Source organism: Hymenobacter cellulosilyticus (assembly GCF_022919215.1).
In the GTDB taxonomy this organism is placed as follows: Bacteria; Bacteroidota; Bacteroidia; order Cytophagales; family Hymenobacteraceae; genus Hymenobacter; species Hymenobacter cellulosilyticus.
The window spans coordinates 3,594,301-3,619,891 of sequence record NZ_CP095046.1; the positions used below are offsets into that span (position 1 = coordinate 3,594,301).

23 protein-coding genes and 5 pseudogenes are annotated in these 25,591 nt (G+C 59.2%); 6 read left to right on the forward strand and 22 right to left on the reverse strand.

Translation table 11 applies throughout. From position 1 onward, the window contains the following. Positions 1–9: 9 nt before the first annotated feature. From MUN79_RS17595 to MUN79_RS17635, 9 genes and pseudogenes are all read right to left on the reverse strand, one after another. On the reverse strand, positions 10–1,146 hold the full coding sequence (locus MUN79_RS17595; RefSeq protein ID WP_244673946.1) for an acyltransferase family protein: 1,137 nt from the start codon (positions 1,144–1,146) through the stop codon (positions 10–12). A 373-nt stretch (positions 1,147–1,519) separates the two neighbouring features. Then, a complete protein-coding gene (locus tag MUN79_RS17600) occupies positions 1,520–1,999 on the reverse strand; it encodes a VOC family protein (protein ID WP_244673947.1) in 480 nt (159 codons plus the stop codon). Between the two features lie 89 nt (positions 2,000–2,088). Then, positions 2,089–2,784: a helix-turn-helix transcriptional regulator gene (locus MUN79_RS17605; protein ID WP_244673948.1), complete on the reverse strand. Its 696-nt coding sequence runs from the start codon at positions 2,782–2,784 to the stop codon at positions 2,089–2,091. A 79-nt stretch (positions 2,785–2,863) separates the two neighbouring features. Continuing rightward, entirely contained in the window at positions 2,864–3,412 is a 549-nt protein-coding gene (locus MUN79_RS17610) for a hypothetical protein (RefSeq protein ID WP_244673949.1), read from the reverse strand. A 492-nt stretch (positions 3,413–3,904) separates the two neighbouring features. Then, entirely contained in the window at positions 3,905–4,639 is a 735-nt protein-coding gene (locus MUN79_RS17615; RefSeq protein ID WP_244673950.1) for a hypothetical protein, read from the reverse strand. Between the two features lie 112 nt (positions 4,640–4,751). Continuing rightward, positions 4,752–7,048: pseudogene (locus tag MUN79_RS17620) on the reverse strand (GH92 family glycosyl hydrolase). A gap of 524 nt (positions 7,049–7,572) precedes the next feature. Next, on the reverse strand, positions 7,573–8,241 hold the full coding sequence (locus tag MUN79_RS17625; RefSeq protein ID WP_244673951.1) for a hypothetical protein: 669 nt from the start codon (positions 8,239–8,241) through the stop codon (positions 7,573–7,575). A 39-nt stretch (positions 8,242–8,280) separates the two neighbouring features. Beyond that, positions 8,281–8,838, reverse strand: a complete 558-nt coding sequence (locus MUN79_RS17630; RefSeq protein WP_244673952.1) for a hypothetical protein — start codon at positions 8,836–8,838, stop codon at positions 8,281–8,283. Positions 8,839–9,145: 307 nt separating this feature from the next. Further along, entirely contained in the window at positions 9,146–9,502 is a 357-nt protein-coding gene (locus MUN79_RS17635) for a DUF5713 family protein (RefSeq protein WP_262922891.1), read from the reverse strand. A 197-nt stretch (positions 9,503–9,699) separates the two neighbouring features. Here MUN79_RS17635 and MUN79_RS17640 point away from each other — a divergent pair, with 197 nt between their 5' ends. From MUN79_RS17640 to MUN79_RS17655, 4 genes and pseudogenes are all read left to right on the forward strand, one after another. Then, on the forward strand, positions 9,700–9,900 hold the full coding sequence (locus MUN79_RS17640) for a hypothetical protein (RefSeq protein WP_244673954.1): 201 nt from the start codon (positions 9,700–9,702) through the stop codon (positions 9,898–9,900). Next, positions 9,897–10,882 (forward strand): annotated as a pseudogene (locus MUN79_RS17645) (lactonase family protein). Before MUN79_RS17640 ends, MUN79_RS17645 begins: the two are co-directional and overlap by 4 nt. 116 nt (positions 10,883–10,998) lie before the next feature. Then, entirely contained in the window at positions 10,999–11,232 is a 234-nt protein-coding gene (locus MUN79_RS17650) for a hypothetical protein (protein WP_244673955.1), read from the forward strand. Next, complete coding sequence (locus tag MUN79_RS17655) at positions 11,232–11,879, forward strand: 3-keto-disaccharide hydrolase (RefSeq protein ID WP_244673956.1); 648 nt, start codon at positions 11,232–11,234, stop codon at positions 11,877–11,879. The genes MUN79_RS17650 and MUN79_RS17655 overlap by 1 nt, the downstream gene beginning before the upstream one ends. On the opposite strand, the gene MUN79_RS17660 is transcribed toward MUN79_RS17655, so the two are convergent. The 11 genes and pseudogenes from MUN79_RS17660 to MUN79_RS17705 all read right to left on the reverse strand — a co-directional run bounded on the left by MUN79_RS17660 (position 11,813) and on the right by MUN79_RS17705 (position 22,458). After that, complete coding sequence (locus MUN79_RS17660) at positions 11,813–12,706, reverse strand: 3-keto-disaccharide hydrolase (protein WP_244673957.1); 894 nt, start codon at positions 12,704–12,706, stop codon at positions 11,813–11,815. The two genes, MUN79_RS17655 and MUN79_RS17660, sit on opposite strands and share 67 nt — an antisense overlap. Positions 12,707–12,757: 51 nt before the next feature. Continuing rightward, on the reverse strand, positions 12,758–13,645 hold the full coding sequence (locus MUN79_RS17665; protein WP_244673958.1) for a hydroxypyruvate isomerase family protein: 888 nt from the start codon (positions 13,643–13,645) through the stop codon (positions 12,758–12,760). A 5-nt stretch (positions 13,646–13,650) separates the two neighbouring features. Further along, positions 13,651–14,315: pseudogene (locus MUN79_RS31155) on the reverse strand (MFS transporter). Beyond that, the gene (locus MUN79_RS31165) at positions 14,285–14,902 is read right to left on the reverse strand and encodes an MFS transporter (protein WP_311136506.1); all 618 of its coding nucleotides are present in this window, start codon (positions 14,900–14,902) and stop codon (positions 14,285–14,287) included. Before MUN79_RS31165 ends, MUN79_RS31155 begins: the two are co-directional and overlap by 31 nt. Positions 14,903–15,136: 234 nt before the next feature. After that, positions 15,137–15,607, reverse strand: a complete 471-nt coding sequence (locus MUN79_RS17675; RefSeq protein ID WP_244673959.1) for a c-type cytochrome — start codon at positions 15,605–15,607, stop codon at positions 15,137–15,139. A gap of 16 nt (positions 15,608–15,623) precedes the next feature. Next, positions 15,624–16,675 (reverse strand): annotated as a pseudogene (locus MUN79_RS17680) (sugar phosphate isomerase/epimerase family protein). A 6-nt stretch (positions 16,676–16,681) separates the two neighbouring features. Next, on the reverse strand, positions 16,682–17,833 hold the full coding sequence (locus MUN79_RS17685; RefSeq protein WP_244673960.1) for a Gfo/Idh/MocA family protein: 1,152 nt from the start codon (positions 17,831–17,833) through the stop codon (positions 16,682–16,684). Between the two features lie 142 nt (positions 17,834–17,975). Beyond that, positions 17,976–18,578 (reverse strand): gluconate 2-dehydrogenase subunit 3 family protein, encoded by a 603-nt coding sequence (locus tag MUN79_RS17690; RefSeq protein ID WP_244673961.1) that lies wholly within the window; start codon positions 18,576–18,578, stop codon positions 17,976–17,978. Between the two features lie 11 nt (positions 18,579–18,589). Beyond that, positions 18,590–20,265: pseudogene (locus MUN79_RS17695) on the reverse strand (GMC oxidoreductase). 64 nt (positions 20,266–20,329) lie between these two features. Beyond that, positions 20,330–21,115, reverse strand: coding sequence for a sugar phosphate isomerase/epimerase family protein (locus MUN79_RS17700; protein WP_244673962.1), 786 nt, complete (start codon positions 21,113–21,115; stop codon positions 20,330–20,332). Between the two features lie 512 nt (positions 21,116–21,627). Next, complete coding sequence (locus MUN79_RS17705) at positions 21,628–22,458, reverse strand: hypothetical protein (protein WP_244673963.1); 831 nt, start codon at positions 22,456–22,458, stop codon at positions 21,628–21,630. A 251-nt stretch (positions 22,459–22,709) separates the two neighbouring features. Here MUN79_RS17705 and MUN79_RS17710 point away from each other — a divergent pair, with 251 nt between their 5' ends. Together MUN79_RS17710 and MUN79_RS17715 are read left to right on the forward strand one after the other, a co-directional pair. Next, entirely contained in the window at positions 22,710–23,555 is an 846-nt protein-coding gene (locus tag MUN79_RS17710) for a phytanoyl-CoA dioxygenase family protein (RefSeq protein ID WP_244673964.1), read from the forward strand. A gap of 312 nt (positions 23,556–23,867) precedes the next feature. Then, positions 23,868–24,872 carry a glycoside hydrolase family 43 protein gene (locus tag MUN79_RS17715; protein WP_244673965.1) on the forward strand — a complete coding sequence of 335 codons (1,005 nt, stop codon included), beginning with the start codon at positions 23,868–23,870 and terminating at the stop codon, positions 24,870–24,872. 3 nt (positions 24,873–24,875) lie between these two features. On the opposite strand, the gene MUN79_RS17720 is transcribed toward MUN79_RS17715, so the two are convergent. Together MUN79_RS17720 and MUN79_RS17725 are read right to left on the reverse strand one after the other, a co-directional pair. Then, positions 24,876–25,025 carry a hypothetical protein gene (locus MUN79_RS17720; RefSeq protein WP_244673966.1) on the reverse strand — a complete coding sequence of 50 codons (150 nt, stop codon included), beginning with the start codon at positions 25,023–25,025 and terminating at the stop codon, positions 24,876–24,878. Then, the gene (locus MUN79_RS17725) at positions 25,016–25,435 is read right to left on the reverse strand and encodes a cupin domain-containing protein (RefSeq protein ID WP_244673967.1); all 420 of its coding nucleotides are present in this window, start codon (positions 25,433–25,435) and stop codon (positions 25,016–25,018) included. Before MUN79_RS17725 ends, MUN79_RS17720 begins: the two co-directional genes overlap by 10 nt. Positions 25,436–25,591: the final 156 nt, after the last annotated feature.

Sequence of the window (25,591 nt, forward strand, 5' to 3'; positions counted from 1 at the left end):
GGTTTAGCACTAGGCCAGCCGCTTTTTCAGCCAGCGCCGTACGGGCTCGTCGTAGAACTTCAAGCTGACATACGCCAGCACCACGGCCGCCCCGAACGTGAGCAGGGCTACCGGCACGGCCTGGGCCAGCGTCGGCTTGTGCGTGCCCACCCAGCCGGTGTAGATATAGATCAGCGGGAAGTGGGTCATGTAGATAGGGTAGGAGATGTCGCCCAGGAACTTGCACAGGCGGGACGATTTTTCCCCGGCTATCTGCCCGCTGGCGCCCAGCCACACAATCAGGGGAAACAGGACCACGATGCTGAGCGAGTCGTAGAGGCCGTTGAGCCAGAGGTGCTCGGGGCCGCCCACCCGGGGGAAGGCCAGCACCAGCAGCAAGAGCAGGCTGCAAAGCAGAAAGGCCGACTTCAACCGGGCCAGCGGGGCCACCCGGGAGAGGAGAAGGCCAGCAAAGAACGGGTACATGACCCGGCTAAACCCAACCCGCAGCTGCTCGGGGTCCAACGACCAGCCCCCGATGACGTCGCCGGCCGGACTGGTGACGGCCAGGTGAATCAGGGCCGCTGCGGCCAGGGCCACCAAGATACCCAGGGCCGTATTGGAGAACTTGCGCACGCCCAGAGCATAGAGCAGGTTGGCCACATATTCGTAGAACAGCGACCAGCCCGGCCCATTCAGCGGGTGCATCTCGTGCCAGCCCCGAATATCCATCGACACGGGCAGGGGCAGCAGGGTAAAGCCCACCAGCATCACTAGCAGCGTTTTCCAGACGGGCACCGCGGCAATGCCCGGCCACACCGGCGAGGCCTGAAAGTAAAAGCAGAGGGCCCCGATGATCATGCCCAGCACCACCATCGGCTGCAGGCGGATCAGGCGGATGCGGAAAAATTCTTTGAGCGTAAGCCGGCTCCACCGGTCGTCGTAGGCATAGCCAATGACGAAGCCCGAGAGCAGGAAGAAGAAGTCGACGGCCAGGTAACCGTGGTTGATGACCTGGTCGAGGTGGCTGGTCGCGTGCGACTCGCAGAGGTGAAACGCCACCACCGTCAGGGCCGCCACGCCCCGCAGGCCGTCGAGGATGGCGTAGTGCGGCTTGGTGCTGAGCGTAGGGGTAGGCGCGGCCGTACGTACTTGGGTAGATTCCATGCAGGCGAAATAAGAATAGATAACGAATGAGCTACAGCTTCCCGAGGCTTCCTCGGGCGGCCTAAAGTACCAGTCTTTGCCCTACCAGACAATGCGGCCGGGTCGTCAAATTGCGGTGTGCTAAAACGTTTTGCAGAATCCTCCCCACGCTTTCCCCAACTACCCGCGCAAGATTTCGCAGGCGCCCCGTGCTTTTTCCAATAACCCGGGAAAGGTTTCCCGGATACCCCGAAGTTTTCCGACTACCCTAAAAAGACTTTCGCGGGCACCCCGAAGCTTTCCGGAGTGCCCGCGAAACGTGTTCCGGGCCGGGCGAAGTTTGCCAGAGGGTCTGGAAAACGTTTCACGAGCCGTCCGAAGTTTTCCGGGGTGCCTAAGTACGCTGTAGTGGTTCGGCGGGCCTTTGTCGGGCGGCCGTCATACCGTTTATCAGCGGCCCGGCCGGGTTGCGCTTAGCCGTCGTAGCGCTGCCGGGCCTCGGGCGTGACGGGAGCATAGAAGTTGACCAGGTTGCCGTCCGGGTCGAGGAAGAGCAGGGAACGGTTGCCCCAGGGCATGGTCGTGGGGGCTGCACCACGGCCTCGCCGAGCACGGACGCCAGGCGCTGGTAGTCGGCATCCACGTCGGCAACGCGGAATTCCAGGATGGCCGAGGAGTTGTGGGCGGCCCGGGCCACGTGCTGCCCGCCAAACTGCAAGGTGCGCGTGCTGCCGATGGCCAGCGTGGCCGTGGGCGTTTGTAGCTCGGCAAAGTCTTCGGTGTACTGCCGCACGGGCAGGCCGCTGATCTGCTCGTAGAACTGCACCAGGCGCGGCACGTCGTTGGTAATTACGCGGATAGAGTCAAATTGCATGGGGGTGTCAGTAAAAAGTGAATGATGCCCCAAAGCACGGCCTGCCCACTGACAACCCTATGGCAGTCCAACTTTTGCCCTTAAAAAAATTACGGCACATAGGGCAGGTTCAGGCCCGCAATGTACTCGGTCAGCAAGAGGTGGTCGGTCTTGGTAAAGAGCCGGGTGGTGGCCGTAAGCTGCCGGATGCGGGCCACTTTAAAGTCGCGGTAGTCCTCCCGCAGCTGGCACCAGCCAATCAGGTGCCAGGCCAGGTTATAAAACGCCAGCCCGATGGGCTCCACCGGGCGCCGGCTACTCTGCCCGCTTTTGTCGCAGTATTCCATTTCAATCACCCGCCGGTCGGCCAGCGCCGACTGCAAGGTGGCTAGGTAGTCGGCCGGGCCCCGGAAGTACTCGGGCAGGTGCATTTTGATGCGGCTGGTAAACTGCTCGAGCCGGTCCCGTTCCCGCTCCCGCAGGGCAGCTTTCACCTTGGTCAGGGCGGCCGTGTACTGGGCCTGAATGGAGGCGTCGGCCAGGGTACCAGCTATAGTTTCGAGCAACACCATAGCGTTGGCTTCTTCCGGAGTAAAGGACACTGGGGGCAGGAAGTAGCCCTGCACCAGAAAATACCCCTTGTGCGGCTCGAAGCTCACCGGAATGCCCTGCTCGCCCAGAGCTTTAATGTCGCGGTACACCGTGCGCACACTGATACCAAATTGCTCGGCTAGCTGCTCGGCCAAAACGTATTTCTTCGCCTGCAACAGGGTGGTAATGCCAAACAGGCGGTCAATACGGTTCATGGCACAGGCAGATTTCGGCGGCTCGGGTACGGGAGGGTTTAGGGGCAAAGGTAAGCCGCCGAGGCCGTGGAGCCGGTAGTCAAGCTAGGAATGCCCCGCGCGAAGGCCGTACCTTATGCGGCCTTCGACGCTCGGTACTTAGAGCTGGCTCGGCGTTTGGCCGGTTGCGGGGCCGCCACTTGCCACTCCCGGCGCAACCGCCGAAACAGCATGGCCCCGGCAGCAGCACCATGGCCGAGGAAAAACCCGCGACCTGCCAGAACGTGAAGCCCGGCCGGCGCACCAGCACCTCGGCTACCAGGGCCACGTAGAGCTCCAGGACCGACAGATACATAAAGCCATAATGTAATTGCAGCCAGCCCCGGGCCGGCCACTTGCGCCACACCGGGACCATGCCCGCCAGCAGCGTAACGCCGCTGAGCAGGGCCGCCACGTGAAAAATGCCGAAGCCGTGGAATTGGCGGTAAATGGCAAATGAGGTAGTGAGCATTACCACTAGACTGCCCACGTAGCCGTAGCCCAGGCGCTGGTGCAGGCGGCCCCATTTCGGCAGCACCAGCACCCCGGTGCCCAGCAGCAACGCCGCTACGGCCGCGGCCAGGTGCACGGCGCCCCAAGAACTATACACAAGTTGCTGCATTCCTCTTCCCAAGCGGGCCCGGCTCCTGCGGGCCCGCCCGGATTAATTCGAACCGTAGGCCGCCGAATATGTTTTGCCCCGCTGCCATTCTTAGCCCCCGACGGAGCAGCCGGCCCAGCGGTGCGCGTTAGTTCCGGGTAGCGCCCAGAGTTCTGGAATACCCTCCCAAGTTTCTCCGACAACCCGGCAGAGCTCTGGAAGGCTCACCTATTTTTCTCCGGGCACCATCCAGCGCTCTGGATGGTGCCCCGAAGTTTTCCATAAGGGTTTCCAGAGTTCTGGATGGGGCTCCGGAGTTTTCCGGAAGCATTTCCAGAGCTCTGGATAGTGCCCGAAGTTTTCCATAAGGGTTTCCAGAGTTCTGCCGGGTGCTTCTGGCTTTTTGGGTCGGCCAGGCAGAACTATTATGTGGCTACCCTAAGTAGCCGGAAATACAACTTTTATATAGGTTAGGCACAAATTGCGCTGCGTCGCCTGATATCATCTGCCATATTCTTTAAACAGCTTGTTGTCAGCGCCAATACTGTACCAACTGTTTGCAATGAAATAGTAAGTGTCTTCTCCTAAAGTAATAATAGGTGCTATTTCCTTTATGGCTTTAATAATTTCTGTATTAGTTCTGCTATCAACCAGAGTAAACGACTGGTTAATATTGTTGCGAGTTGAATAGAATATATAACGGGTAGTATCAAAGCGCAAAACAGCTTTGCCGGGCTTCGTGTAGTTTGCCGGAGGATGGAGTTTTGACTTTTGCTGCTGTTGAATGGTGAACAGCAATTCGAAATTAGCTTTCGATTGCTTGGGGACGCTGAATTTCAACGTGTTCAGCCACTGCTTGTCTATGGTGCTAGCATTGCCCGGCGTAGTCGAAAAGCCGCTGGCATACGACTGAACCAGTAGTGCTACTTGAAGCCGGTCTTTGACAACGCACAGGAGTGCCGTATTCTGAAGCGCCAGGCCCGTTCCTGCTCTTATGCCGTACGTAACTTGTAAAAAGTTACCCGCCAGTATACTAACTGCTTGGGTGTTTGTGTAGTTATGCAGATATATCGTATCCCGTTTAAAGGAGATGGATAATTTCTTGCTAAACGGCTTGTACGAGAGACTAACTACAGATGCTTTCCCTTCTAAAGATCGAACAGTATACGTTTTGGCTCTTGCTGAATAAAAAATTAAGAACGTGAATAGTGTAGTTACTAGTAACTGATTGCGCATAATTATAAAAGGTAGATTTAGTAATTAAACAGTGCCACGGTACATTGAGATAATCAATGTAGGCTAAGCAAGCATAGTATGCAACTACTTCTCCGCAGGATTAGCTACCCGCTTACGGCTTCCCGGCCATGGTAAACACCAGCTCCCCGCCGTTCACGATATCCTGGTGCTGGAGAAACGGCCGGGTCAGCTTCTGTCCGTTGAGGCGAGCTTCCTTCACGTAGACGTTTTTGTCGCTCTGGTTTTTGACCGTGATGCGGAAGGTCTTGCCGTTTTCGAGCGTCATCGTGGCGCTGTGCACGGCGGGGCTGCCCAGGGCGTATTCCGGGGAGCCGGGGGCCACGGGGTAGAAGCCCAGGGCCGAGAAGATGTACCAGGCCGACATCTGCCCGCAGTCGTCGTTGCCGCCGAGGCCGTCGGGGTGGGGCGGTACATCTTGGGCAGAATCATGCGCACCCGCTGCTGGGTTTTCCAGGGCTGGTCGGTCCAGTTGTAGAGGTAGGCCGCGTGGTGGGCGGGCTCGTTGCCGTGCACGTAGTTGCCGATGATACCCTCGCGGGTGATGTCCTCGGTTTCGGCAAAGAACTTATCGGGCAGGTGCATGGTAAAGAGCGAGTCGAGGTGCTCGGTGAAGCGCTTGGAGCCGCCCATGAGCGTGATAAGGGCCTTGGGGTCCTGGGGCACGTAGAGGCTGTAGTTCCAGGCGTTGCCCTCGATGTAGCCCTGGTTGTGGGTGCTGAGCACGTCGAATTCCTTGCGGAAGGTGCCGTCGGCCAGCTTGGGGCGCATAAAGCCCACGCGGGCGTCGTACACGTTTTGGTAGCTCAAGGCCCGCTTGCTGAACTCCTGGTAAATATCCTGGCGGCCGAGCTTCTGGGCCATCTGGGCAATGCACCAGTCGTCGTAGGCATACTCCAGGGTCTTGCTCACCGACGACGAGTTCTTGTCCTCGGGCACGAAGCCCAACTGCAGGTAGTAGCCAATGCCGTCGTAGGGCTTGTAGCGGGCCGTGGCCACACAGGCGTCCAGGGCCTTGTTGGCGTCAAACGTCGCGTTGCCCTTGAGCACCGCGTCGGCAATGACCGACACCGAGTGGTAGCCAATCATACACCAGTTTTCGTTGGCGTGGTGGCTCCACACGGGCAGCATGTGTTCGGGGCTCTGGCTGTAGTGGGCCAGCATGCTCTGAATCATGTCGGCGTTGCGCTTGGGCTGCACCAGGTTGAATAGCGGGTGTAGGGCGCGGTAGGTGTCCCAGAGCGAGAAGGTGGTGTAGTTGGTAAAGCCCTCGGCGCGGTGATTGTTCTGGTCGATACCGCGGTACTGCCCATCCACGTCCTGGTAGGTGGTCGGGCCCAGAAAGGTGTGGTACAGGGCCGTGTAGAAGTTGATTTTGTCGTCCTTCTTCGGGCTTTGAATCGTGACTTTGCTCAATTCCTGCTGCCACAGGGCCTGGCTCTGGGCCTTGGTCTGCTCGAAGTTCCAGCCCGGCAGTTCGGCCTGCATGTTGGCCACCGCGCCTTCCTGGCTGACCGGGGACAGAGCCATCTTCACCTTGATTTTTTCACCTTGCTGGGTAGCAAAGTCGAAGTAGGCGCGCAGCTGCTCGCCGGCCATTTCGGGAAAGTTTTTGGTTTGGTCGAACTTGCCCCAGAACCCGCGGTAGACCTGCTTTTTAGAGAAGTTGCGGAAGCCATACTGCTTGAAGGGCTTGGAAAAGGCCAGGGCAAAGTACAGCGTGCGGGTGCGGGCCCAGCCGTTGGTCTGGCGGTAGCCGGTAATAAGCGAGTCGTTGACGACCCGCACGTAGGTCCAGGCGTTCTTGTCCTCGTAGTTGTAGATGCCGGCCATCAAGTCCAGGATGATGTGGGCCTGGTCGGACTTGGGAAACGTGTACTGGTGCATGCCCACCCGGTTCGTGGCCGTCAGCTCGGCCAGGATGTTGTGGTCGTCGAGCTTGACGCGGTAGTAGGCCGGCTCGGCGGTTTCATTCTTGTGGGAAAAGGCCGAGCGGTAGCCGCTCTGGGGCTTCTGGGCGGTGCCGGGGTTGAGCTGCAGCGGGCCCGTGGTGGGCATCACCAGAAAGTCGCCGAGGTCGGAGTGGCCGGTGCCGCTGAAGTGGGTGTGGCTGAAGCCCACGATGGTGGGGTCGTCGTACTGGTAGCCGGCGCAGTAGCGGTACATGTCCGGGTTGTACTTGCCGTCCTTGGCGTACTGCAGCGTGTCGGTATCGGGGGAGAGTTGCACCATGCCGAAGGGCACCGTGGCCCCGGGGTAGGTGTGCCCCATCTTCTGGGTCCCGATGATGGGCCGGGCGTACTGCACGAGGTTTTCAGCAGGCGCAGCTTTCTGGGCCAGGGTGGCGAAGGACGCGAGAAGGAGCGGGGCTAGCAGGAACTGGAGTTTCATCAGCTTCAGGGTTGAGGCTGACAAGGTAGGAAAGAAGGTGGAAAGGTTGGCGTATGGACTAGCTAAACCGTTTTAGGTAGCATTGAGGACGACAGGAATTAATACATAAGAGGCAGACCTTGACCAGTGACGTTGTTTTAAGAGCAACTCTGAGGTTTCCAGTAGTTCATCTAGCTGAGCCTCGACCTGCGAAAAGGCAACGGCGCTTAGAAATTCTTGTCCGGTAGCGTACCGGTGAAACGGTGTGTCTCTCCACGCTACGATACGAAAGCTCCACTTACTTATATCAACCCCGGTACGTGCGAAAGATGGCTGAATTATCACGGCAAGATTTATATCATCTTTTTGTCAGTCTATTCTTCTTTCTTCAAATTCAAGCCGGCTGTCGCCATCCCGGTCACGGGTTAGGACTGCATTTTGTTCTGCGGCAAAGCGCTCAAGGCGTGGATCTATCCGGGAAAATAGGCTCATCAGTAATACCGGGGCCAGGGAAGTAGGATAGGATAGTTAATACTGCACAGAACTCAGGCTATAATACCGGTGCGCTTGAAAGAGGCAATGAGCTGACTGCAATCCAGATCGGTTTTGCCGTAGACGTGGACGTAAAACGCCGGGCGGTCCAGCCATACGCCTGTAGTGACTATCGTATTTTCGTTTTGCCACCAGGAATTATACCGGTCGCTGCACTCCCCAAGCAGCTGGTAGTTCTCAGCCATTAAGGCCGTGAGCTTGGCCCTGTCGGCTACTTTGTAATAGGGAGGAGCCTGCCGCCAATACATGATTTCATTTTGGAAGGCATATTGCTCCACAAGGGTGTCGAATGACTCATAGAGTATATTGAGACTCACATCGTCTTCGAACGTGCACACCTCGCCGCGGTCGGTGATGAAGTACATAACCTGCCCTACCTCGGTATCGCCGCAAGCGAAGATGTGCCGGTCCTCAATCTGGTCTTGGTCCTGCGGCTCATTCGTTGCTATGTCACCTTTCGAAAATAGGAATACGTTGAAGGTCTTGTCAGGACTTCCTGCGATGGTCAGCGCTACGCCGGAATAGTTTTCCTGGAATGCGAGCAGGGCCGGCGTAGGCGGGATAAGCTGCTTGGCTAAGTAGGTAATTATAGCTTGCGAGTCTACTACATAGTGGGGGTTGCGTCGCTGGGTGCGAAGGTAGTGTTGCGCTCTGGCAGACAAGGACATATGTGGTATGAGGCAGTTAAGTTGGGGGCGCGGTTAATCCCACATCGAATGTTCCCATTTGCGTAGCACATGCACCCCGGTCCGACTCGCCAGTTGCAGGAGGTTGTCTTCCCGGATGTTCTGCACAACTAAGCCCATATCGAAGCCAGTTTCGACATAGACCTCCCCAATCAGGAGCTTGACTTTCAGCCGCTCCCGAATCCCGAGTTGCAGAAAGTCGCGGAGCTGGGCTTTCGATTCCAGTTGCAGGCAGTTCTCGTCTCCTCTGTCAAGCGTAGCAATATCCTGGTGGATGGCGAGTTGGGCCGGGGTAAATAACGGCAGGGAGGTTTCGGCCCCAGCGCTGAACCAGCTATACCGTACGAACGAGTTTTGCAGGGCAGTATCAGCGTGTTCCACCACGGCCTCAATAAACCCAATCAGCCTGTCTTCCACCTGGCAGTATTCAGTTACCAGCACCTGATCAGACTCCCTTGCTGCTAGGTCTGTAAAGCTCATGAAGGCACGGTTGTTACACTCCTCAATGCTGAGCACGTGGTCAAACCGGTCGACCCAGTAGAGGTAGTGATTGGTGAGGTAACTTACGTGCATCTGACGGGTAAAATCTTCGGGTTGAATTAAGAATAACAACTGTCGGCGGCAGTGGCCCTACTAGTTTCCAGCAGCTAGTTAATAGATTGTTAAGGTATACAGTAAGGGGTATTTAAAATATGTGTATACTAAATAGGGTATACAATTACCACTAGTTGGATGTCTTTAGGTATACAAGATTAAAGTAATGTACGACATGTTTACTAATTTGGTAATTAATTTCAATTATAATAAAGTAGTGTATACCCACTAAAAGAATGAATCAGAGTGTGCTTAGTTGCGTCTTGAGCCATCCTCCCGGTGCCTATCACCAGTCGCGGGTGGCTATCAGCTCTTCCGGGTCTGCCGCCTCAAAGCCATACGCTGTGGCTACAAAGTCAAAGTCGTTGCCGATACAGTCACGGGCGGCGGTTTCTATTTCGCTGTCGGCTTCCCAAAATTCCTCCTGCAGGTCGTTGAACTGCTCGGCGGCGGCGTGGGTCAGGGCGTAGAGCTCTTCCAGACTCTTGGGCTGCTGCTGCTCGATGTCGAAGCACAGCTGCACCAGGATGGCTTTGCCCTTGTCGACCAGGGGATGGGGGAAGTAGTCGTCCTGGGACATCTCCGCCAGGAAGGAATACTGTCGGGCGGCTTGATTTTGAAGCTGAGCTTGCTGCTGAGCCATTGGCGTTGAGGGGGTGAAGAAAAGAGTGTGCGCTCAAGTAACGACTTTTCAGCCATAGCAGCGCGGGTGGCGGCGTCATCGGCCGTTTCCCGGTTTACAAGGGGTATTAATCGGTGCACAATGCTTTTTGCTCAAGCAGCAGGCTTTGTTGGCCGGGGCACTTGTGTATATTGGCGGCTCCTGCAACCCGCCTTACTATGATGCTAAATCCTATTATCAGCCGCCGCGCCTTTTTACATCGTACTGCTCTGGTAGCCGCCGGCCCCTTGCTGGCCGCCTGCGTCACGGGGCGAGGCGCAGCGGCAACTAAGGAATATCTGCTCTACATCGGCACCTACGGGGACGCCGAGCAGGACAATATCTTTCTCTACCGGGTACACCCCAAACTGGCGCTATGACCCGGGTAGCGGGCTTTCGGGGTGGAGTGAAGCCCGGCTTTCTGACGTTGTCCACGGACCACCGCTTCCTCTACGCCACCAACGAAGTTCCGGGCAGCGGCAGCGGGGCCCTCCGGGCCTTTGGCATCAATCAGAGCAGCGGCGGGCTGAGCTTGCTCAACGAGCAGCCTTCGGTAGGCGCGGGGCCCTGCTACGTGAGTCTCGCGCCCGGTAACAAAGCCGCGCTGGTTGCCAACTACGGCGCTGGCACCATCAGCGCGCTGCCGGTGCAGGCCGATGGGCGGCTGGCCCCGGCCGCCGCAACCGACCAACACCAGGGCCGGGGGCCGCACCCTAATCAGGACAAGGCCCACGCCCATTTTATTCTGCCCGACCCCGCGGGCGTTACGCCCTTTCGGTGGATTTGGGTAACGACCAGGTGCTGAGCTACGCGCTGGATGCATCGACGGGCTTGCCTCAGCTGCCGGGCAAAACGGCCTTTAAAGGGCAGCCTGGGGCAGGTCCGCGCCATTTGGCTTTTCACCCTAATGGACGCTGGGCCTACGTAATTAACGAGCTGAACTCCACCGTCACGGCCCTGAGCTATGATGCCGCCCAGGGTACCTTTACCGAGCTGCACACTCTTTCGGCCCTACCGGCGGGCTATGCCCAAACCAGCTACTGTGCCGATATCCACGTTTCGCCCGATGGCCGCTTCGTGTACGGCTCCAACCGCGGGCACGACAGTATCGTGGTGCTGGCCGTGGACAAGAGTAGTGGGCGACTGAGCGTGGTGCAGCACGCCAGCACCCAGGGCAAATTTCCGCGCAACTTCACCCTCTCTCCCGACGGCCGCCTGCTGCTGGTAGCCAACCAGCACACCAACAATATCTTCAGCTACCACATCGACCCAAAAACCGGTCAGCTCACGCCCACGGGTTTTTCCACGGAGATGCCCGCGCCGGTGTGCCTGTATTTGGTGGCTGATTTTATCACGGGGTAAGTGGATAGTAGCGTCTTGATGGGCTGTTTGGGACAAATATTTCTGCCCGGCCCTTCGCGCTGCCACAAAACCAGTAGATTAGAACACTCGAAAACTTTACCTACCTGTTTTATCCGATGAGAAAATCTACGGTCCTGGTGCTGGGTGCTACGCTGCTGCTGACTTCCGTTTCCTTTACCGCACCCAAAGGCTGGGAGCCGTTGCTGGACAAAAACCTGAGTAAGTGGCGGACCTTCGAAAGCTACCGGCACCAACTGGGCTACCGGGGTCAGGCTCCCACAGATGCCCAGGGCAAGGTGATTCCCCCATCGGCTACGACAAGAACGAGGCGAATGTCTTCTCGGTGGTGATGCAGGAAGGGGAGCCGGTGCTGCGCATCAGCGGCGAGATTTACGGCTGCGTCTTCACCAAGCAGGACTTCACCAACTACGACCTGAAGCTGAAAGTGAAATGGGGCGAGAAGAAGTGGGTGCCCCGTATCGATGAGCCCCGCGACAGTGGCATTCTCTACAACAGCCAGGGCGAGTGCGGCGTCGACTACTGGCACAGCTGGATGCTAAGCCAGGAATTCCAGGTTTCGGAGCACCAAAAAGGCAACGCCATGGGCGACTTCTGGTGCATTGCCAACTCCTCGGCCGACATCCGCGCCTCCTTTGACGCAACCAAAGACACGCTCAAGTTTAACCCTACCGCCGCCCCGGTCACAATGGGCAAGGGCGGCAAGGGTTTCTGCCAGGCGGCGGCTAACTACGAGCTGCCCAACGGGCAGTGGAACGAGCTGGAGCTTATCCACGTGAACGGCAAGAGCATTCACCTGGTTAACGGCCACGTGGTGCTGGCCGTGGACAACTCTTCCTTCGTGGTAAACGGGCAGCGTCAGCCCCTGACCCACGGCAAGATTCAGCTGCAAAGCGAGGCCGCGGAAGTATATTACAAGGGCATCATGATCAAGCCCCTGGATGCCATGCCGAAGCAGTACGCCCAGTATTTCAAGTAGGACAGGACCGGAGTTTTAACCTCTAAACCAAACTTTAAAAGCTGCTGCCGAATATTATAGCTCCCGCACCCAGATGTTACGGAAGCTGACCGGCTCACTTTTGTCGCCGTGCGCCTGGAGCTTGATGGGGGCCGGGCCGTGGGCCTGCTGGTAGCTGGGCGCCCCGATGTAGACCGTGGGCCGGCCAGGGTCACATTCTGCTGCACGACTACCCCGTTGAAGAGCACAGTCACGCGGGCCGGGGTCAGCATTGCGCCGTCGGGCTTGAAGGTCGGGGCGGTCCAAAGCACGTCGTAGCTTTGCCACTCGCCGGGCTTGCGGGCGGGGTTGGCCAAGGGAATATGCTGCTTGTAGATGCTGCCGGCCATACCGTTGGCGTAGGTCTTGTTCTGGTAGGAATCCAGGATTTGCAGCTCGTATCCTAAGTCGCCCTTGCCTAACGAAGCCAGGAAGATGCCGCTGTTGCCGCGAGCTTGGCCCGTGCCGCTGATATTAGCTGGCACCCGCCATTCCAGGTGCAATTGGTAGTTGGTAAAGGCCTGCTTGGTTTCAATGTTGCCCGTAGTCTTATCCACGGTGAGCAGGCCGCCGGACACTTTCCAGCGGGCTGGGGCTGCGCGGTCATCGGCCGACACCCACTGACTGAGGTCTTTGCCGCTGAAGAGCACCACCGCGTCGGAGGGCGGCGGGGTGAAATTCGGGTTGGCCGTAATGGTTTTGGGCACTGGCTCCCACACTTCGGTGGCTTCGGGCTTGCCGGTTTGCTGGGCCTGAGTCATATAGGAAAAGCCGAGGAGAAAAGCGGACAACAGCAGGGGCAGCTTCATGCGGGGCGAGTTCAGAGCAGAGTCGAAAAAAGCAAGATAGAAACGGCGGGCTTATACGTCGCAGAGCTGCACGGCCTGGCGCAGGGAAGCTAGCTTATTGGTGTGGCGGGGCATGAATTCCTGGGCTACGTAGCCTTTGAAGCCGGTGGCCTGGATGGCCCGCATAATGGCCGGGTAGTTGAGCTCCTGCTGGTCGTCGAGCTCGTGGCGGCCGGGCACGCCGGCGGTGTGGTAGTGGGCAATGTACTCGTGGTGCTGGGTCAGAGTGCGGATGACGTCGCCCTCGTTGATTTGCATGTGGTAGATGTCGTAGAGCAGTTTGAAGTGCTCCGAGCCCAGCTTGCGGGCCAGCTCCACGCCCCAGGCGGTACGGTCACACTGGTAATCCTTGTGGTCGATTTTGCTGTTGAGCAGCTCCATCACCAGCACCACCTTGTGCCGGGCGGCCAGCTTGAGCAGGGGCGCCAGGCCCCGTACACAGTTGTCCCAGCCCGCCGCATCCGACATGCCGCGCCGGCTGCCGCTAAAGCAGATCAAATTGGTGTAGCCGGCCGCGGCCACCCGCGGAATCATCTCGGCGTACTGCTTCTGCAGGCGGGCGTGAAACTGCGGGTCGTTGAAGCCATCCGTCAGGTTGATTTCGGCCCCGTTGCACATGGGCGAGTCGAGGCCGTACTTTTTCAACGTCGGCCAGTCGGCAGGCCCCACCAAATCGATTCCCCGGATTCCCATTTCCTTGGCTGCCGCGCAGAGCTGGTCCAGGGGCAGGTCCTGAAAGCACCAGCGGCACACCGACTGCCGGATGTTGCCCTTGAGTGGCCGGATTTGCTCCGTCTTTTTATCCTCAGCAGCGCAGGCTTCGGTCAGGCCCAGCGTACTCACGGTCGCCGTGCCGGCCAGCAGCCCTTTCACCGCTGCCCGCCGATTCCAGGTAGCCACGGCGCTTAGTTGGCTTGGGCCAGGGTAGGAGCCGCGTCAAAAGCCGGGGCCTCGGCGGCCTGGGGCTGGGCGCGGTCCTTGAACAGCAGCAGGAACAGGAGCAGCACCACTACGGCAATACCGGCCGGAATCAGCCAGATCATGCGCCAGTCATGGGTGGTGGGGGTGGTTTGGTAGGCGTCGAATATGCGGCCCGAAAGCAGGGTGCCGATGAGCATGCCCACGCCGTAGGTGGCCAGGGTGATAAAGCCCTGAGCCGAGCTTTTGAACCGTTCCCCGGCCAGGTTGTCGGTATAGATCTGGCCCGTGACGAAGAAGAAGTCGTAGCAGATACCGTGCAGCACGATGCCGGCAATCAGCATCCAGTAGCTGCCCGTGCCGTTGCCGTAAGCGAAGCACACGTAGCGCAAGACCCAGGCTCCCATGCCGATGGCCAGCATCTTCTTGACGCCCAGCCGGCTGAAAAACACCGGAATCAGGAGCATAAACAGCAGCTCCGACACTTGGCCCAGGCTCTGTACGCCGGCGGCGCCCTTCATGCCCACTTCGTTGAGGAAGGGTTGGTGAAGCCGTAGTAAAAGGCCAGCGGAATGCAGATGGCAATGGAAGCCAGAAAGAAAATCAGGTAGGAGCGGTTCTTCAGCAACCCAATGGCGTCGAGGCCCAGCATGTCGCCCAGGGAGCTGGCCTGCCCGGTTTTAACAGGGGCGTGGCCGGCAGGGTGAAGCTAAATAAGCCCAGCAGGGCCGAGGCTCCGGCGGCCATCAGAAACGTGCTTTGCAGGCTGCCGCTTTGCTCCCAGTTCAGCCAGCCTATAGTCAGGCCAGCCACAATCCAGCCCAGGGTGCCTAGCACCCGGATGGTGGCAAACTCCTTCTGCGGGTTCTGCATCTGCCGGAAGGCTATGGAGTTCACCAAAGCCAGCGTGGGCATATACAGAATCATGTAGGTCAGGATGTTGGGGTAGAAGGAGCTGAAGTCGGGGGCGGTGGAGGCGTGCCAGAGCAGGGCCGCCCCGGCCAAATGCAGCACGCCCAGGATCTTCTGGGCCGAGAAGAACCGGTCGGCAATAAGCCCAATGATGAAGGGCGCTACAATGGCCCCGATGGACTGCGTCAGAAAGGCAACGCCCACCTGGGTGCCGGTGGCATTGAGGTTGCGTAGCAGGTAGGTGCCCAGCGTCACAAACCAAGCGCCCCAGATAAAGAACTCCAGGAACATCATGATGGACAGCTTGATGCGGATGGTGGTATTCATGGGCGGTGGGGGTGAGGTGACGTAATGAGCGTATATGAAGTAAAGCTTCTGAAGCGGCGCAGTAGGCTTGGAACCGCTTTGCTCCAAGTCATTTACACGAGGCCGTCATGTCGAGCTAAGCGAGACATCCCGCGTGCTGAGGTTTGATTAGTAACCCAACGAAGCCACGCGAGATGTCTCCCGCTGGTCGACATGACGTTCTTTCGCTGAGCACCAGCGGGCAGTTGTGGGGTTCTACTTCAGACTGAGGATGTAGCGGGCCATTTCCTGGGCGTCGGCTTCCGAAAGGCCGGGGTGGGGCGTCATGGCGATGTCGCCCCAGTTGCCTTTGCCGCCCTTGATGATCTTGCCGGCCAGCATGCTCACGTTGGCGTCATTGCTGGGGTACTTTTCGGCTACGGCTTTGTAGGCGGGGCCCAGCAGCTTCTCGTTTTCGCGGTGGCAGCCCATACAGTCGCTGCCTTCGATGAGCTTGGCGCCCTTAGCTACGGCCCCTCCTGTGGGTCCGGTTCCGATTTTAGTGGCGCTGGTATCAATCTGGGGCTGGTGGGCTACGGCCGTCACGTTGGCGCCGGTGGTGCTGTCGGTAGCCATGGTTTCCTCGGAGTCGGCCAGAGTGTATTCTTCCTTGGCTTTTTTCTCGGAGCCGGAAGAGCAGGCCGCCAGCAGCGCGCCGAAGCTCAGCAATAGCAAGACTTTTTTCATGATTCCTAACGGGTAATTAAAGGCCCAGCAGACTTTTATTCTTGGCTTCGTTGATACCGGAAGCCGCGAAGTCGTCGAAGGCCTTGTCGGTGACGCGGATGATGTGGTCTTTGATAAACGTAGCGCCTTCGCAGGCACCGTCTTCGGGGTGCTTGAGGGCGCATTCCCACTCCAGCACGGCCCAGCCGGGGTAGTCGTACTGGGCTAGCTTGCTGAAAATACCCTTGAAATTCACCTGCCCGTCGCCGGGGGAGCGGAAGCGGCCGGCACGGTCGGCCCAGCTTTGGTAGCCCCGTACACGCCCTGTCGGCCGGTGGGGTTAAACTCGGCGTCCTTGACGTGAAAGGCCCGGATTCGCTCGTGGTAGAGGTCGATGTACTCCAGGTAGTCGAGGCACTGCAGCACAAAGTGGGAGGGGTCGTAGAGCAGGCAGGCGCGGGGGTGGTGCTGCACCTTGTCGAGGAACATTTCGTAGCTGATACCGTCGTGCAGGTCCTCGCCGGCGTGCACTTCGTAGCATACGTCCACGCCGCACTCGTCGAAGGTGTTCAGAATCGGCAGCCAGCGCCGGGCTAGCTCTGTAAAGCCCGTATCGACGAGGCCGGCCGGGCGCTGGGGCCAGGGGTAGACCATGGGCCAGAGCAAAGCCCCACTGAAGGTAGCGTGGGCCGTCAGCCCCAGATTCTGGGAAGCCTTAGCCGCGTACTTGAGCTGCTGCACGGCCCACTCCTGGCGGGCCTTAGGGTTTCCCCGCAGCGCCTCGGGCGCAAAGCCGTCGAAGAGCGAGTCAAAGCCAGGGTTCACGGCTACCAGCTGGCCCTGCAGGTGAGTCGACAGCTCGGTGATTTCCAGGCCGGCGGCCTGCACCTTGCCTTTTAGCTCGTCGGCGTAGGTTTGGCTTTCGGCTGCCAGCTGCAGGTCAATAAAGCGTTTGTCCAGCGTAGGAAGCTGCACACCTTTAAAACCCAGGCTGCTGGCCCAGGCGCAGATGCTTTCCAGGCTGTTGAAAGGGGGCTGGTCGGAAATAAACTGGGCCAGAAAAATGGCGGGCCCCTTGATGGTTCTCATGCGCGACTAAATGGTAAACTCGGTCCACTTCTGTTCGGAGCGGCCCGAGGCAATGACGTTTTCAATGAAGGCCATGCCCCGCACGCCTTCCTCTATGCCGGGGTAGTCCAGGGCTTCGGGTGAGGCGGGCGTGCCGGCCAGGTCGGCCTGCAAACTCAGGGCGAAGTTGCGGTACAGGTTGGCAAAGGCTTCGAGGTAGCCCTCGGGGTGGCCGGCGGGCGTGCGGGCATTGTGGCGGGCGTAGGAGCCGACGTAGCCTGTGCCGGTGCGGCGAATTTCGGTGGGCCGGTCAAGCCACTTTACCAGCAAGGTATTGGCGTCGGCTTGCTGCCATTCCAGGCCGCCTTTCTCGCCGTACACCCGCAGGCGCAGGTTGTTTTCCTCCCCGGCTGCCACTTGCGTAGCCACCAGCATCCCGCTGGCCCCACCCGAGAGGCGCAGCAGCACGGCCCCGTCGTCGTCGAGCTGCCGACCGGGTACGACCGTGTTGATGTCGGCGCAGAGTTGAGTGACGCTCAGGCCTGTGACGTACTCCAGCAGGTTGAAAGCGTGGGTACCAATGTCGCCCATGGCCCCGGCCACGCCGCTCCGGGCGGGGTCGGTGCGCCAGGCAGCCTGCTTGTTGGCCGAGCCTTCCTCGAAGGTGCTCAGCCAGCCCTGCGGATATTCCACGTACACCTTGCGGATGGTGCCCAATTCCCCGGCGGCTACCAGCTGCCGGGCTTCTTTCACCATGGGGTAGCCGGTGTAGGTGTGAGTCAGGCAAAAGCTGGCCGAGCTGGCCTCTACCACGGCTTGCAGCTCCTTGGCTTCGGCCAAAGAAAAGGTCATGGGCTTGTCAAGGATGACATGGAAGCCGTTTTCCAGGGCCAGCCTGGCCGGGGCAAAGTGCAGGTGGTTGGGCGTGACGATGGAAACGACCTGCACGCGCTGCTCGGCGGGCAGCTCTTTCTCGCGCTGGATCAGTTCCTCGTAAGAGTCGTACACCCGCTCGGGCTGGAGGCCTAGCAGCTGCCCGCTGGCCCGGGAGGTGTCGGGGTTGCTGCTGAAGGCCCCGGCTACCAAGTCGTAGAGCCCATCCAGAGCGGCGGCGTGTCGGTGTACGGCCCCGATAAAGGCCCCTTGCCCGCCGCCTATCATTGCTAATCGTAGTTTCATCCGGTTCAAGTACGCAGATTATCCGCTGAAACAAGCGGTGTAGAGACGCATATTTGCGTCTTACCTATGCTGATATTTACAGCGTAGGTTCGTTCAGGGTCCTCGTTCAACGATAAGACGCAAATATGCGTCTCTACCTCGTTTAGGTTGTAGCCCAGGCCCGGTCGCCTTTTTTGTAGGGCACGCAGCCGTCGTATTTGCCGGGCACGGGCAGGTAGCGCAAGGCCTTGGTGCTGCCCACTTCGGAGGTGAAGTAGCCTAGCAAGGTCAGCTCCTTGAGCATGCGGAAGTAGTGGTTGGGCGCCTCTAGGGTCTTGGTTTTGCTGTAGTTTTTCTGCTCGGCGTCCAGGGCCGTGAGCAGGACCGTGCGCTGCTCCGGAGTACTTTCCAGGAAGCCTTTGCCATTTTTCTGCTTGCTGGCTTGTTCTAGTTTGGTAATGCCCTCCAAGAAAATTTGCTGGTCGTCGGGCTTGTAGCAGTCCTTGACCATGACGGCCATGAACGAGCCCACGTCGGCGGCTTTGGCCCCAGGCGTTTTGGTGGTGGGCAGGATAGTTTCGCCTACTTCGTTGAGGTATGCTACCTGGTCCTGGCTCAGAAAGGGCTTTTCCTTTTTCGCGGCCGTGGTGGCTTTGGTATCCTTTTCTTCGGCAGGCGAGGAGCAGCTGCTCAAAAAATAGTCACCGCCGATAAGGGTGCCGCCCATGATGAGGGCTACCCGGGTGAGGGCGTCTCTTCTGTTCATTGTCGTACGGATTAGACGTTTTGCTTTTTCAGCTCACTTACCGCGTGGTCCACGGCGCGGGCGGTGAGTGCCATGTAAGTCAGTGACGGGTTCTGGCAGGCCGAGGAAGTCATGCAGGCCCCATCCGTTACGTACACGTTGGGCGCATCCCAGACCTGGTTGTGCTGGTTGAGTACCGACGTTTTCGGGTCGCGGCCCATGCGGGCAGTGCCCATTTCGTGGATGCCCCCGCCCATGGCGTAGCCGTTGTTGTAAGTCTTGACGTTTTTGAGCCCGGCCTTCTCCAGCATTTCTTGGGCGTCCTGCATCATGTCGATGCGCATCTTCTGCTCGTTGTCCCGAATGCTGGCGTCGAGGGCCAGCACGGGCAGGCCCCACTTGTCCTTCTTGTCTTTGTCGAGGAAGGCGCGGTTGTCGTGATAGGGCAGGGTTTCGCCGAACGCGCCCAGGCCCATGGTCCAGGCTCCCGGTTCCGACAAGGCATCTTTCAGCTCCCCGCCGATGCTCATTTCGGCAATTTCCCGGCTCCAGCCTTCCCGGCCCGCGCCGCCCTGGTAGCCAAAGCCGCGGATGTAGTCGCGCTTGTCGCCAAAGAGGTTACGGAAGCGGGGCACGTAAATGCCGTTGGCCCGGCGGCCAAACACGTACTTATCCTCGTAGCCGGGCATCTCGCCGTGAGCCCCGACGCGGAAGTGGTGGTCCATCAGGTTGTGGCCCAACTCCCCGCTGCTGCTGCCCAGGCCCCGGGCCACACGTCGGTGGCCGAGTTCATCAGCACCCAGGCCGAGTTCAGGGTAGAGGCGTTCAGAAACACGATTTTGGCGAAGTACTCGTAGGTCTGGTTGGTTTCCGCATCCAGCACCTCCACGCCCTTGGCCCGCTTGGTGTCCTTGTCGTAGATGATTTTGGTAACGATGGAAAACGGCCGCAGCGTCAGGTTGCCGGTAGCTACGGCGGCGGGCAAGGAAGCTGACTGGGTGCTGAAGTAGGAGCCAAAAGGGCAGCCCAGCCAACACTTGTTACGGTACTGGCAGTTGGTGCGGTTGTTATGGGCCACGGTGATGTTGGCCGTGCGCCCAATGACCATGTGGCGGTCCTTGTAGTTCTTCTTGATGCGGGCCGCCACGTCTTTTTCCACGCAGTTCATTTCCATGGGCGGCATAAAGTCGCCGTCGGGCAGCTGGGGCAAGCCGTCCCGGTTGCCGCTGATGCCCGCGAATTTCTCCACGTAGCTGTACCACGGCGCCAGGTCCTTGTAGCGGATGGGCCAGTCGACGGCCACCCCGTCCTTGGCGTTGGCCTCGAAGTCGTAGTCACTCCAGCGGTACGACTGCCGGCCCCACATCAGGCTGCGGCCGCCCACCTGGTAGCCCCGAAACCAGTCGAAGGGCTTAACCTCCACGTAAGGGCTTTCCCGCTCATCAACCCAGAACTCTAGGTTGCTTTCGTTCAGGGTATAGTCGCGCTTGAGCACGGGGTGGTCGGCCATCATCTGCTGGGTTTTGCCGCCGCGGTGGGGCAGCTCCCAGGGGTTCTTGTTGGCATTGACGTAGTCCTTGATGTGCTCCACGTTGCGGCCCCGCTCCAGCAAGATGGTTTTCAGGCCTTTCTCGGTCAGTTCCTTGGCAGCCAGGCCGCCCGAAATACCGGAACCAATGACAATAGCGTCGTAGGTATTCTTTTCCATAAAAAAAGGTGGGATTGGGTAGGGCAAAAGGGCGGGGGCAGCGGGGCGCGTGAGCTGGGCCGGGCTACACCAAAGTGCGCTTGATGTGCGCAATACTTTTCTGGATGCTGTCGAAGGGCGAGCCGGGCGTCTGGTCCTGCTCCACGAAGTAATACTTCATTCCCGCCTTACCCGCTTGGGCGAAGATGCGCTTGAAGTCGATGGTGCCGCTGCCTACTTCTGTGAAGTCGCGCTTGGGCGTGTTGTCCATGTCCTTCACGTGCCAGAGCGGGAAGCGGCCGGGGTGCTTGGTAAACAGGGCCACCGGGTCGTGGCCGGCTTTGGTGGCCCAGTACAGGTCCAGCTCCATCTGCACCAGTTTGGGGTCGGTGCTGCTGAGCAGCAAGTCGTAGGGCAGCTGCCCGTTTTGGGCCGCGAATTCGAAGTCGTGGTTGTGATAGCAGAGCTGAATGCCGGCATTCTTGCTTCGCTCCCCGGCTTTATTGAGCTGCTCGGCCACGAACTTATAGTGGTCCAGGTTGCCGCGCTCGGCCTCCGAGAGATAGGCGCACACCATATACTTCACGCCGGCCTGGGCTGCGTCGTCCACGGCCTTGTCCCAGCCGTGGAGCATGGTGCCCTGCACGGGCTGGCCTTTTTCCTGCTCCTCGCCCAGGCGGTAGTGGCTGCTGGGCATAATCAGACCGTTTTGCTTGAGCAGTTTGGCAAAGGCGGCGGGCTCCATGCCGTAAAACTTCTGGCTACCGGTGTAGGTGGCGCCTTCTACCGAGGTATAACCCAGCTTGGCAATGCGGGCCAGGGTGCCGGCCGGGTCCTGCTGCATGGCCTCGCGCACGGTGTAGAGCTGCAAGCCAATGTACTGCTTGGGGCAGCTAGCAGAGCAGGAGAAACCAAAACTCCGGCCGACAGCAGGGCGGCAGATTTTACGAAAGCGCGGCGGGACGTCGTCATACTCAGGAAGGGTGGGAAGATTAAGGATGGAAAGTCGGCTACGGCCAAGCACAGGCGTAGAGCCGTTACTGGTCGAGCAGGATAATCGGTTGTGTAAGGTCCGAACGGGTGTTTTCGGTTTGCCTTTATTCTTGCCTCCAGCCGAAAGAATCCGGGCTGGTAAGGGTAATCCGCCCTAATTTATTGTTCCTGATTCGGAGAAAGCAAGGATTTGAATGGCATAAAAACCAGCGGGTTGGCCTAAAAAGCAAAGGCAATACACTTACGGCACACGCAGTATGACGCATTCTGACACCCAGCACCATAATTAGCCGGTCCACGGCTTTTTGATCCGACAGATAAAAAACATGACCGCGCCCAGACATCTTTTGGGCGCTTATAGTAAAATCAGCGGCAAAGGCCCGGCAGCTATTATTCGCCCGGCAGGTGGAGTTCGGGCTGGCGCAGGGCCTGATTGTTCGGCTGAGGCTGGGTAAACTGCAGGGGTGGATAGGCCCAGGGTGTGGTGTTACCCGAGGCATCCAGCAGGGCAAACGTTACCGAGTAGTCCGGGCCCTTGTCCAGCATAAACGGGCCGCTGCACATGCCCCGCCCAATAAATAGAATGCCTTGCTTGTCGGGCGCGACGTAATAGGTCGTTTGCTGGCCGCTGCTCAGGCTCTTTACGGTGGCTTTTACCATGTACTCCGATTCGTCCCGGACCTGGCACGTGAAGTCAACGAAAACATCCGGGCCGCACCCGTACTCGGTGTACTGCTGGCCTTTTTTGGTGGGCCGGGCCAGCCACTCGGGTGGCGTCTGGTCCTGGCCCGGTACCACGGTGTAGAGCACCCGGCTGCGGTGGAGCTGGAAGACGAGGTTTTGCTTGGCCGTGCCTTTTTTCCGGGCTTCGGTAATCACCAACTCGTACTGCCGGCCGACTTCCAGACTACGGCGCGGCTTGAGCACGGCCTGGGTAACGGCAAACTCCCCCGGCAGTAGCTGCTGCACCTCCAGCGGAATCTGCTGGTCGGCCGCCTGCAAATAGATTTTGTAGGTAGTGCCCAATCCCCTGATTATTTCCTGGCTGGCCGAATAGCCGTCCACAACAAATACTGGGGCCGCGTGCACCGTCCGGGTCTGGGGCCACACCCGCAGGCCACTGTTTATGCATTTGGCCCGAGCCGGCAACGCGGTGCTGGTAAGGGCAAGCAGTAGGGCCAGCGTTTTCGGGCCGGCGGCGAAGGGCTTTAGCTGAGACATAGGGCATAAATAGGGAGTACTCCAAGATAAGAGTTCTGGCCGGAAAGTGTCGGGGTTGAGGGCAATCCAGGTCCGCTGTAGGGCCGACGCGAAAAGTCTGGAACAGAGGGTGCTGAGCTGAACGGCAGCACGCTTTCTGCCACCAAACCCGGCGTAAATGCGTTAGAAACCAGGTGCCGGTCTGCTCTCCAAAGCCACGCTTGAGCTTGCCCCGGCTGGTTGTGTATTCGAAATCCTAACCGCAGATGTATATGAAAGCAGTGGAAGAAAATAAGCCCGTGACGGCCACCTACGACATTGCCCAGATTATGGGCGGCCTCTACGGCGACGGTATTATCGGCCTGAAAGGCGCCTTTAGTCGCGAATGGGCCCGGCAGCTGGGCGAGGATATCAACCGACTTTACGAGGAAGCTCTGCAGCGGCCGGGCGGGGCTTTGGGCCGGGGCCCCAAGCGGCACTACGTTGAAATTCACCCCGAAAGCATCCGCGGCTTCGTCGAGCTGGCCACGCACCCTTGGGTGACAGCGGTGTGCGAGGCCGTGCTGGGGCCCGACTACAAAATCGTGGAAATCGGCTTCGACGTGCCCGGGCCCGGGGCCATGAACCAGCCCTGGCACCGCGACTTTCCCGCCAACGAGGACACTATCATCGGCCGGCGGCTCAACTCCCTGGCGTTCAACCTCACTACTGTGGATGTAACCGAAGACATGGGCCCCTTCGAAATTGCGCCCGGTACCCAGTGGGATTTGCCCTTTGGCTTCGAGCACGAGATGTTTCCGCCCAAGAGCAACAGTCCTCGTTACGAGGCCCGGGCTCAGCGCAAAATGCCCCAGATGGGCGACATCTCGGCCCGCTCGGCCCTGACCATACACCGCGGCACAGCCAACCACTCGGATAAGTCGCGCCCGGCCCTGGTGCTGGGTGTAGACGCACCCACGGCCAACAATGCCGAGCGCCACGACCTGCAAATCACCCGCGCCTTTTACGCCACTCTGCCCGAAAGCCTCAAGCAACACCTGACCTGCCGCCTCGTCGACGAACTGGAGCCCATTGTGCAGGGCCACACCATCGAAGGCCTGATGATGGGTGAGGCGTAGAGAATACATCTTGTTTCGTTGCCCCTCAACAGTTGGACCGTCATTCCGAGTAGCGCGAGGAATCTCGCGTGCTGATGTTGTTCCAAGTGTCATCCTGAATGCAGCGTAGCGGAATGAAGGACCTTCCTCTGATGCTTGAAAACGTTATTTCCAATGTGCCAAAGCCCTTTGCTACGTCAGTCGGTAAGGCTTTTAGTACTTGGAATGAGCTGCGGTGGGCCAGGTGAGGAAGGCCCTTCGTCGCCGCGACGCTGCATCCAGGATGACAGATAAAAACGAGACCTGACAAACTGCTTCAAACCAACCCGCCGTATGGCCACACCCACCGACGACCATATCTACCAGGAAGCCCAGCTGGCGCCCATGACCGTGGAGCAGATCAATGAGCTGACCCGGGCGGCCCGGGCCCAGCCGCCCAGCGCCGACCAAACCCACGTGCTGGTGCCCGACGGCGAGGACCCCTGGGTGATTAGTCACGAAGGCCAGCTCTACTACTGCACCGTGGACCGGCTCAAGCGCAAAATCCTGGTGGCCCGGTTTTCACGCCTGGAAGATATGGCTGCGGCCGAGCTGGTAGAAGTGTGGCCGGGCCTGCAGGGCGCCACGCCGGAGTTTGTGGAAATCTGGGCGCCCGAGCTGCAGCTTATCGACGGGCAATGGTACGTGTACTTTGCCCTCTATAACGCCAGGCTGGGCGAGGAGCGCCTTTACGCCCTGCAGGCAATTTCCGCCGACCCCCAGGGCGAATATGAGTTCAAAGGCCGGTTGGAAGTGCCCACCGACCGCTGGGCCATCGACGGCACCGTGCTCCGCCTCGACGACGGGCAGCTGTACTTTCTCTGGTCGGGGTGGGAGGGCTTCGAGAACGTAAGTCAGAATATCTACATCGCCCGCCTGAGCAACCCCTGGACCATCAGCTCCGATAGGGTCTGCATCAGCCGGCCCGAGCATGACTGGGAAAAGCAGGGCTACCCGCATGTCAACGAAGGCCCGCAGGTACTGCAGCGCCAGGGCCGCACCTTCGTGATATACTCCGCCTCGGGCAGCTGGACCGACGATTACTGCCTGGGCCAGCTTACTTTCCTGGGCGGTGACCCGCTCAGCCCCGCGGCTTGGCGCAAGGAGCCCCGGCCGGTGTTTGCCAAAACCAGCACCATCTTCGGCCCCGGCCACGCCTCCTTTGTGGAACTGCAGGGCCAGGACTACATCATCTACCACGCCGCCCGCCGCAGCCAGGCCGGCTGGGCCCGGCAGATTCGCTATAAGCCCTTCAGCTGGCGCGCCGACGGCTCCCCGGATTTTGGCGAGCCCCTCTAGAGCCTAGTCAATCTTCAGTGGCGGGCCCAGCACCTTCATTTCGTGGGTGGCAAAAAGCAAGGCAACTTCCTGCTCGGTAGGCTCGGTCTTGAGTGCGGCCAGCGCCACAAAAAACTCTTCCAATTTGCCGGCCGGCTGTAGCGTCACCAGCATCTTACCCGGGCGCTGACCTGCGTCCAAGCATGGGGCACTTGCCGGGGCAGAAAGATACTGTCCCCGGTTTTGAGGCGGTACCGGTCGTCGCCCACCCGGAAAGCGTATTCGCCTTCGAGTACCGTAAACACCTCGTCCTGGCCCGGGTGCACGTGCAGGGGCGTGCCCCGACCCTGCGACACGCTAGTTTGCTCAAAAATGGCCAGGTCGCCGTTGGTATCCTTGCCCGATACCTTCACGTCGAGCACGTTGCGGTTCACGCCCTTGAGCTCGATGTGCCCGTGGAAGCGCCCTTCTCCGGCACTGGCCTTAAAGCCCTTCGGGCTACGGTCGGCCCACGCGGGAGGGGGTATAATGGTGGCAAAGGGTAAGGCCGTTAGGGAGGTCCACACGAATTTTCGGCGCTGCATAGTCTTGGTAATTAGGGAAAGACTAAAAAATGGCTGCCCTATAAATATAGAAAATCGGTGGTATTTGGTGGTTACTTACCTGTAAAAAACGTCTGTCATCCTGAGCCCAGCGAAGGACCTTCCTCCGTATTCTGACCAACTCATTTCAATACGAAA

Excerpts from the sequence above, each read along its gene's own strand:
- MUN79_RS17595 (WP_244673946.1), bottom strand. The coding sequence starts at position 1,146 with ATGGAATCTACCCAAGTACGTACGGCCGCGCCTACCCCTACGCTCAGC.
- MUN79_RS17600 (WP_244673947.1), bottom strand. The coding sequence starts at position 1,999 with ATGCAATTTGACTCTATCCGCGTAATTACCAACGACGTGCCGCGCCTG.
- MUN79_RS17605 (WP_244673948.1), bottom strand. The coding sequence starts at position 2,784 with ATGAACCGTATTGACCGCCTGTTTGGCATTACCACCCTGTTGCAGGCG.
- MUN79_RS17615 (WP_244673950.1), bottom strand. The coding sequence starts at position 4,639 with ATGCGCAATCAGTTACTAGTAACTACACTATTCACGTTCTTAATTTTT.
- MUN79_RS17630 (WP_244673952.1), bottom strand. The coding sequence starts at position 8,838 with ATGCACGTAAGTTACCTCACCAATCACTACCTCTACTGGGTCGACCGG.
- MUN79_RS17635 (WP_262922891.1), bottom strand. The coding sequence starts at position 9,502 with ATGGCTCAGCAGCAAGCTCAGCTTCAAAATCAAGCCGCCCGACAGTAT.
- MUN79_RS17640 (WP_244673954.1), top strand. The coding sequence starts at position 9,700 with ATGATGCTAAATCCTATTATCAGCCGCCGCGCCTTTTTACATCGTACT.
- MUN79_RS17650 (WP_244673955.1), top strand. The coding sequence starts at position 10,999 with ATGAGAAAATCTACGGTCCTGGTGCTGGGTGCTACGCTGCTGCTGACT.
- MUN79_RS17655 (WP_244673956.1), top strand. The coding sequence starts at position 11,232 with ATGCAGGAAGGGGAGCCGGTGCTGCGCATCAGCGGCGAGATTTACGGC.
- MUN79_RS17660 (WP_244673957.1), bottom strand. The coding sequence starts at position 12,706 with ATGAAGCTGCCCCTGCTGTTGTCCGCTTTTCTCCTCGGCTTTTCCTAT.
- MUN79_RS31165 (WP_311136506.1), bottom strand. The coding sequence starts at position 14,902 with ATGAATACCACCATCCGCATCAAGCTGTCCATCATGATGTTCCTGGAG.
- MUN79_RS17675 (WP_244673959.1), bottom strand. The coding sequence starts at position 15,607 with ATGAAAAAAGTCTTGCTATTGCTGAGCTTCGGCGCGCTGCTGGCGGCC.
- MUN79_RS17685 (WP_244673960.1), bottom strand. The coding sequence starts at position 17,833 with ATGAAACTACGATTAGCAATGATAGGCGGCGGGCAAGGGGCCTTTATC.
- MUN79_RS17690 (WP_244673961.1), bottom strand. The coding sequence starts at position 18,578 with ATGAACAGAAGAGACGCCCTCACCCGGGTAGCCCTCATCATGGGCGGC.
- MUN79_RS17705 (WP_244673963.1), bottom strand. The coding sequence starts at position 22,458 with ATGTCTCAGCTAAAGCCCTTCGCCGCCGGCCCGAAAACGCTGGCCCTA.
- MUN79_RS17710 (WP_244673964.1), top strand. The coding sequence starts at position 22,710 with ATGAAAGCAGTGGAAGAAAATAAGCCCGTGACGGCCACCTACGACATT.
- MUN79_RS17715 (WP_244673965.1), top strand. The coding sequence starts at position 23,868 with ATGGCCACACCCACCGACGACCATATCTACCAGGAAGCCCAGCTGGCG.
- MUN79_RS17720 (WP_244673966.1), bottom strand. The coding sequence starts at position 25,025 with ATGCTGGTGACGCTACAGCCGGCCGGCAAATTGGAAGAGTTTTTTGTG.
- MUN79_RS17725 (WP_244673967.1), bottom strand. The coding sequence starts at position 25,435 with ATGCAGCGCCGAAAATTCGTGTGGACCTCCCTAACGGCCTTACCCTTT.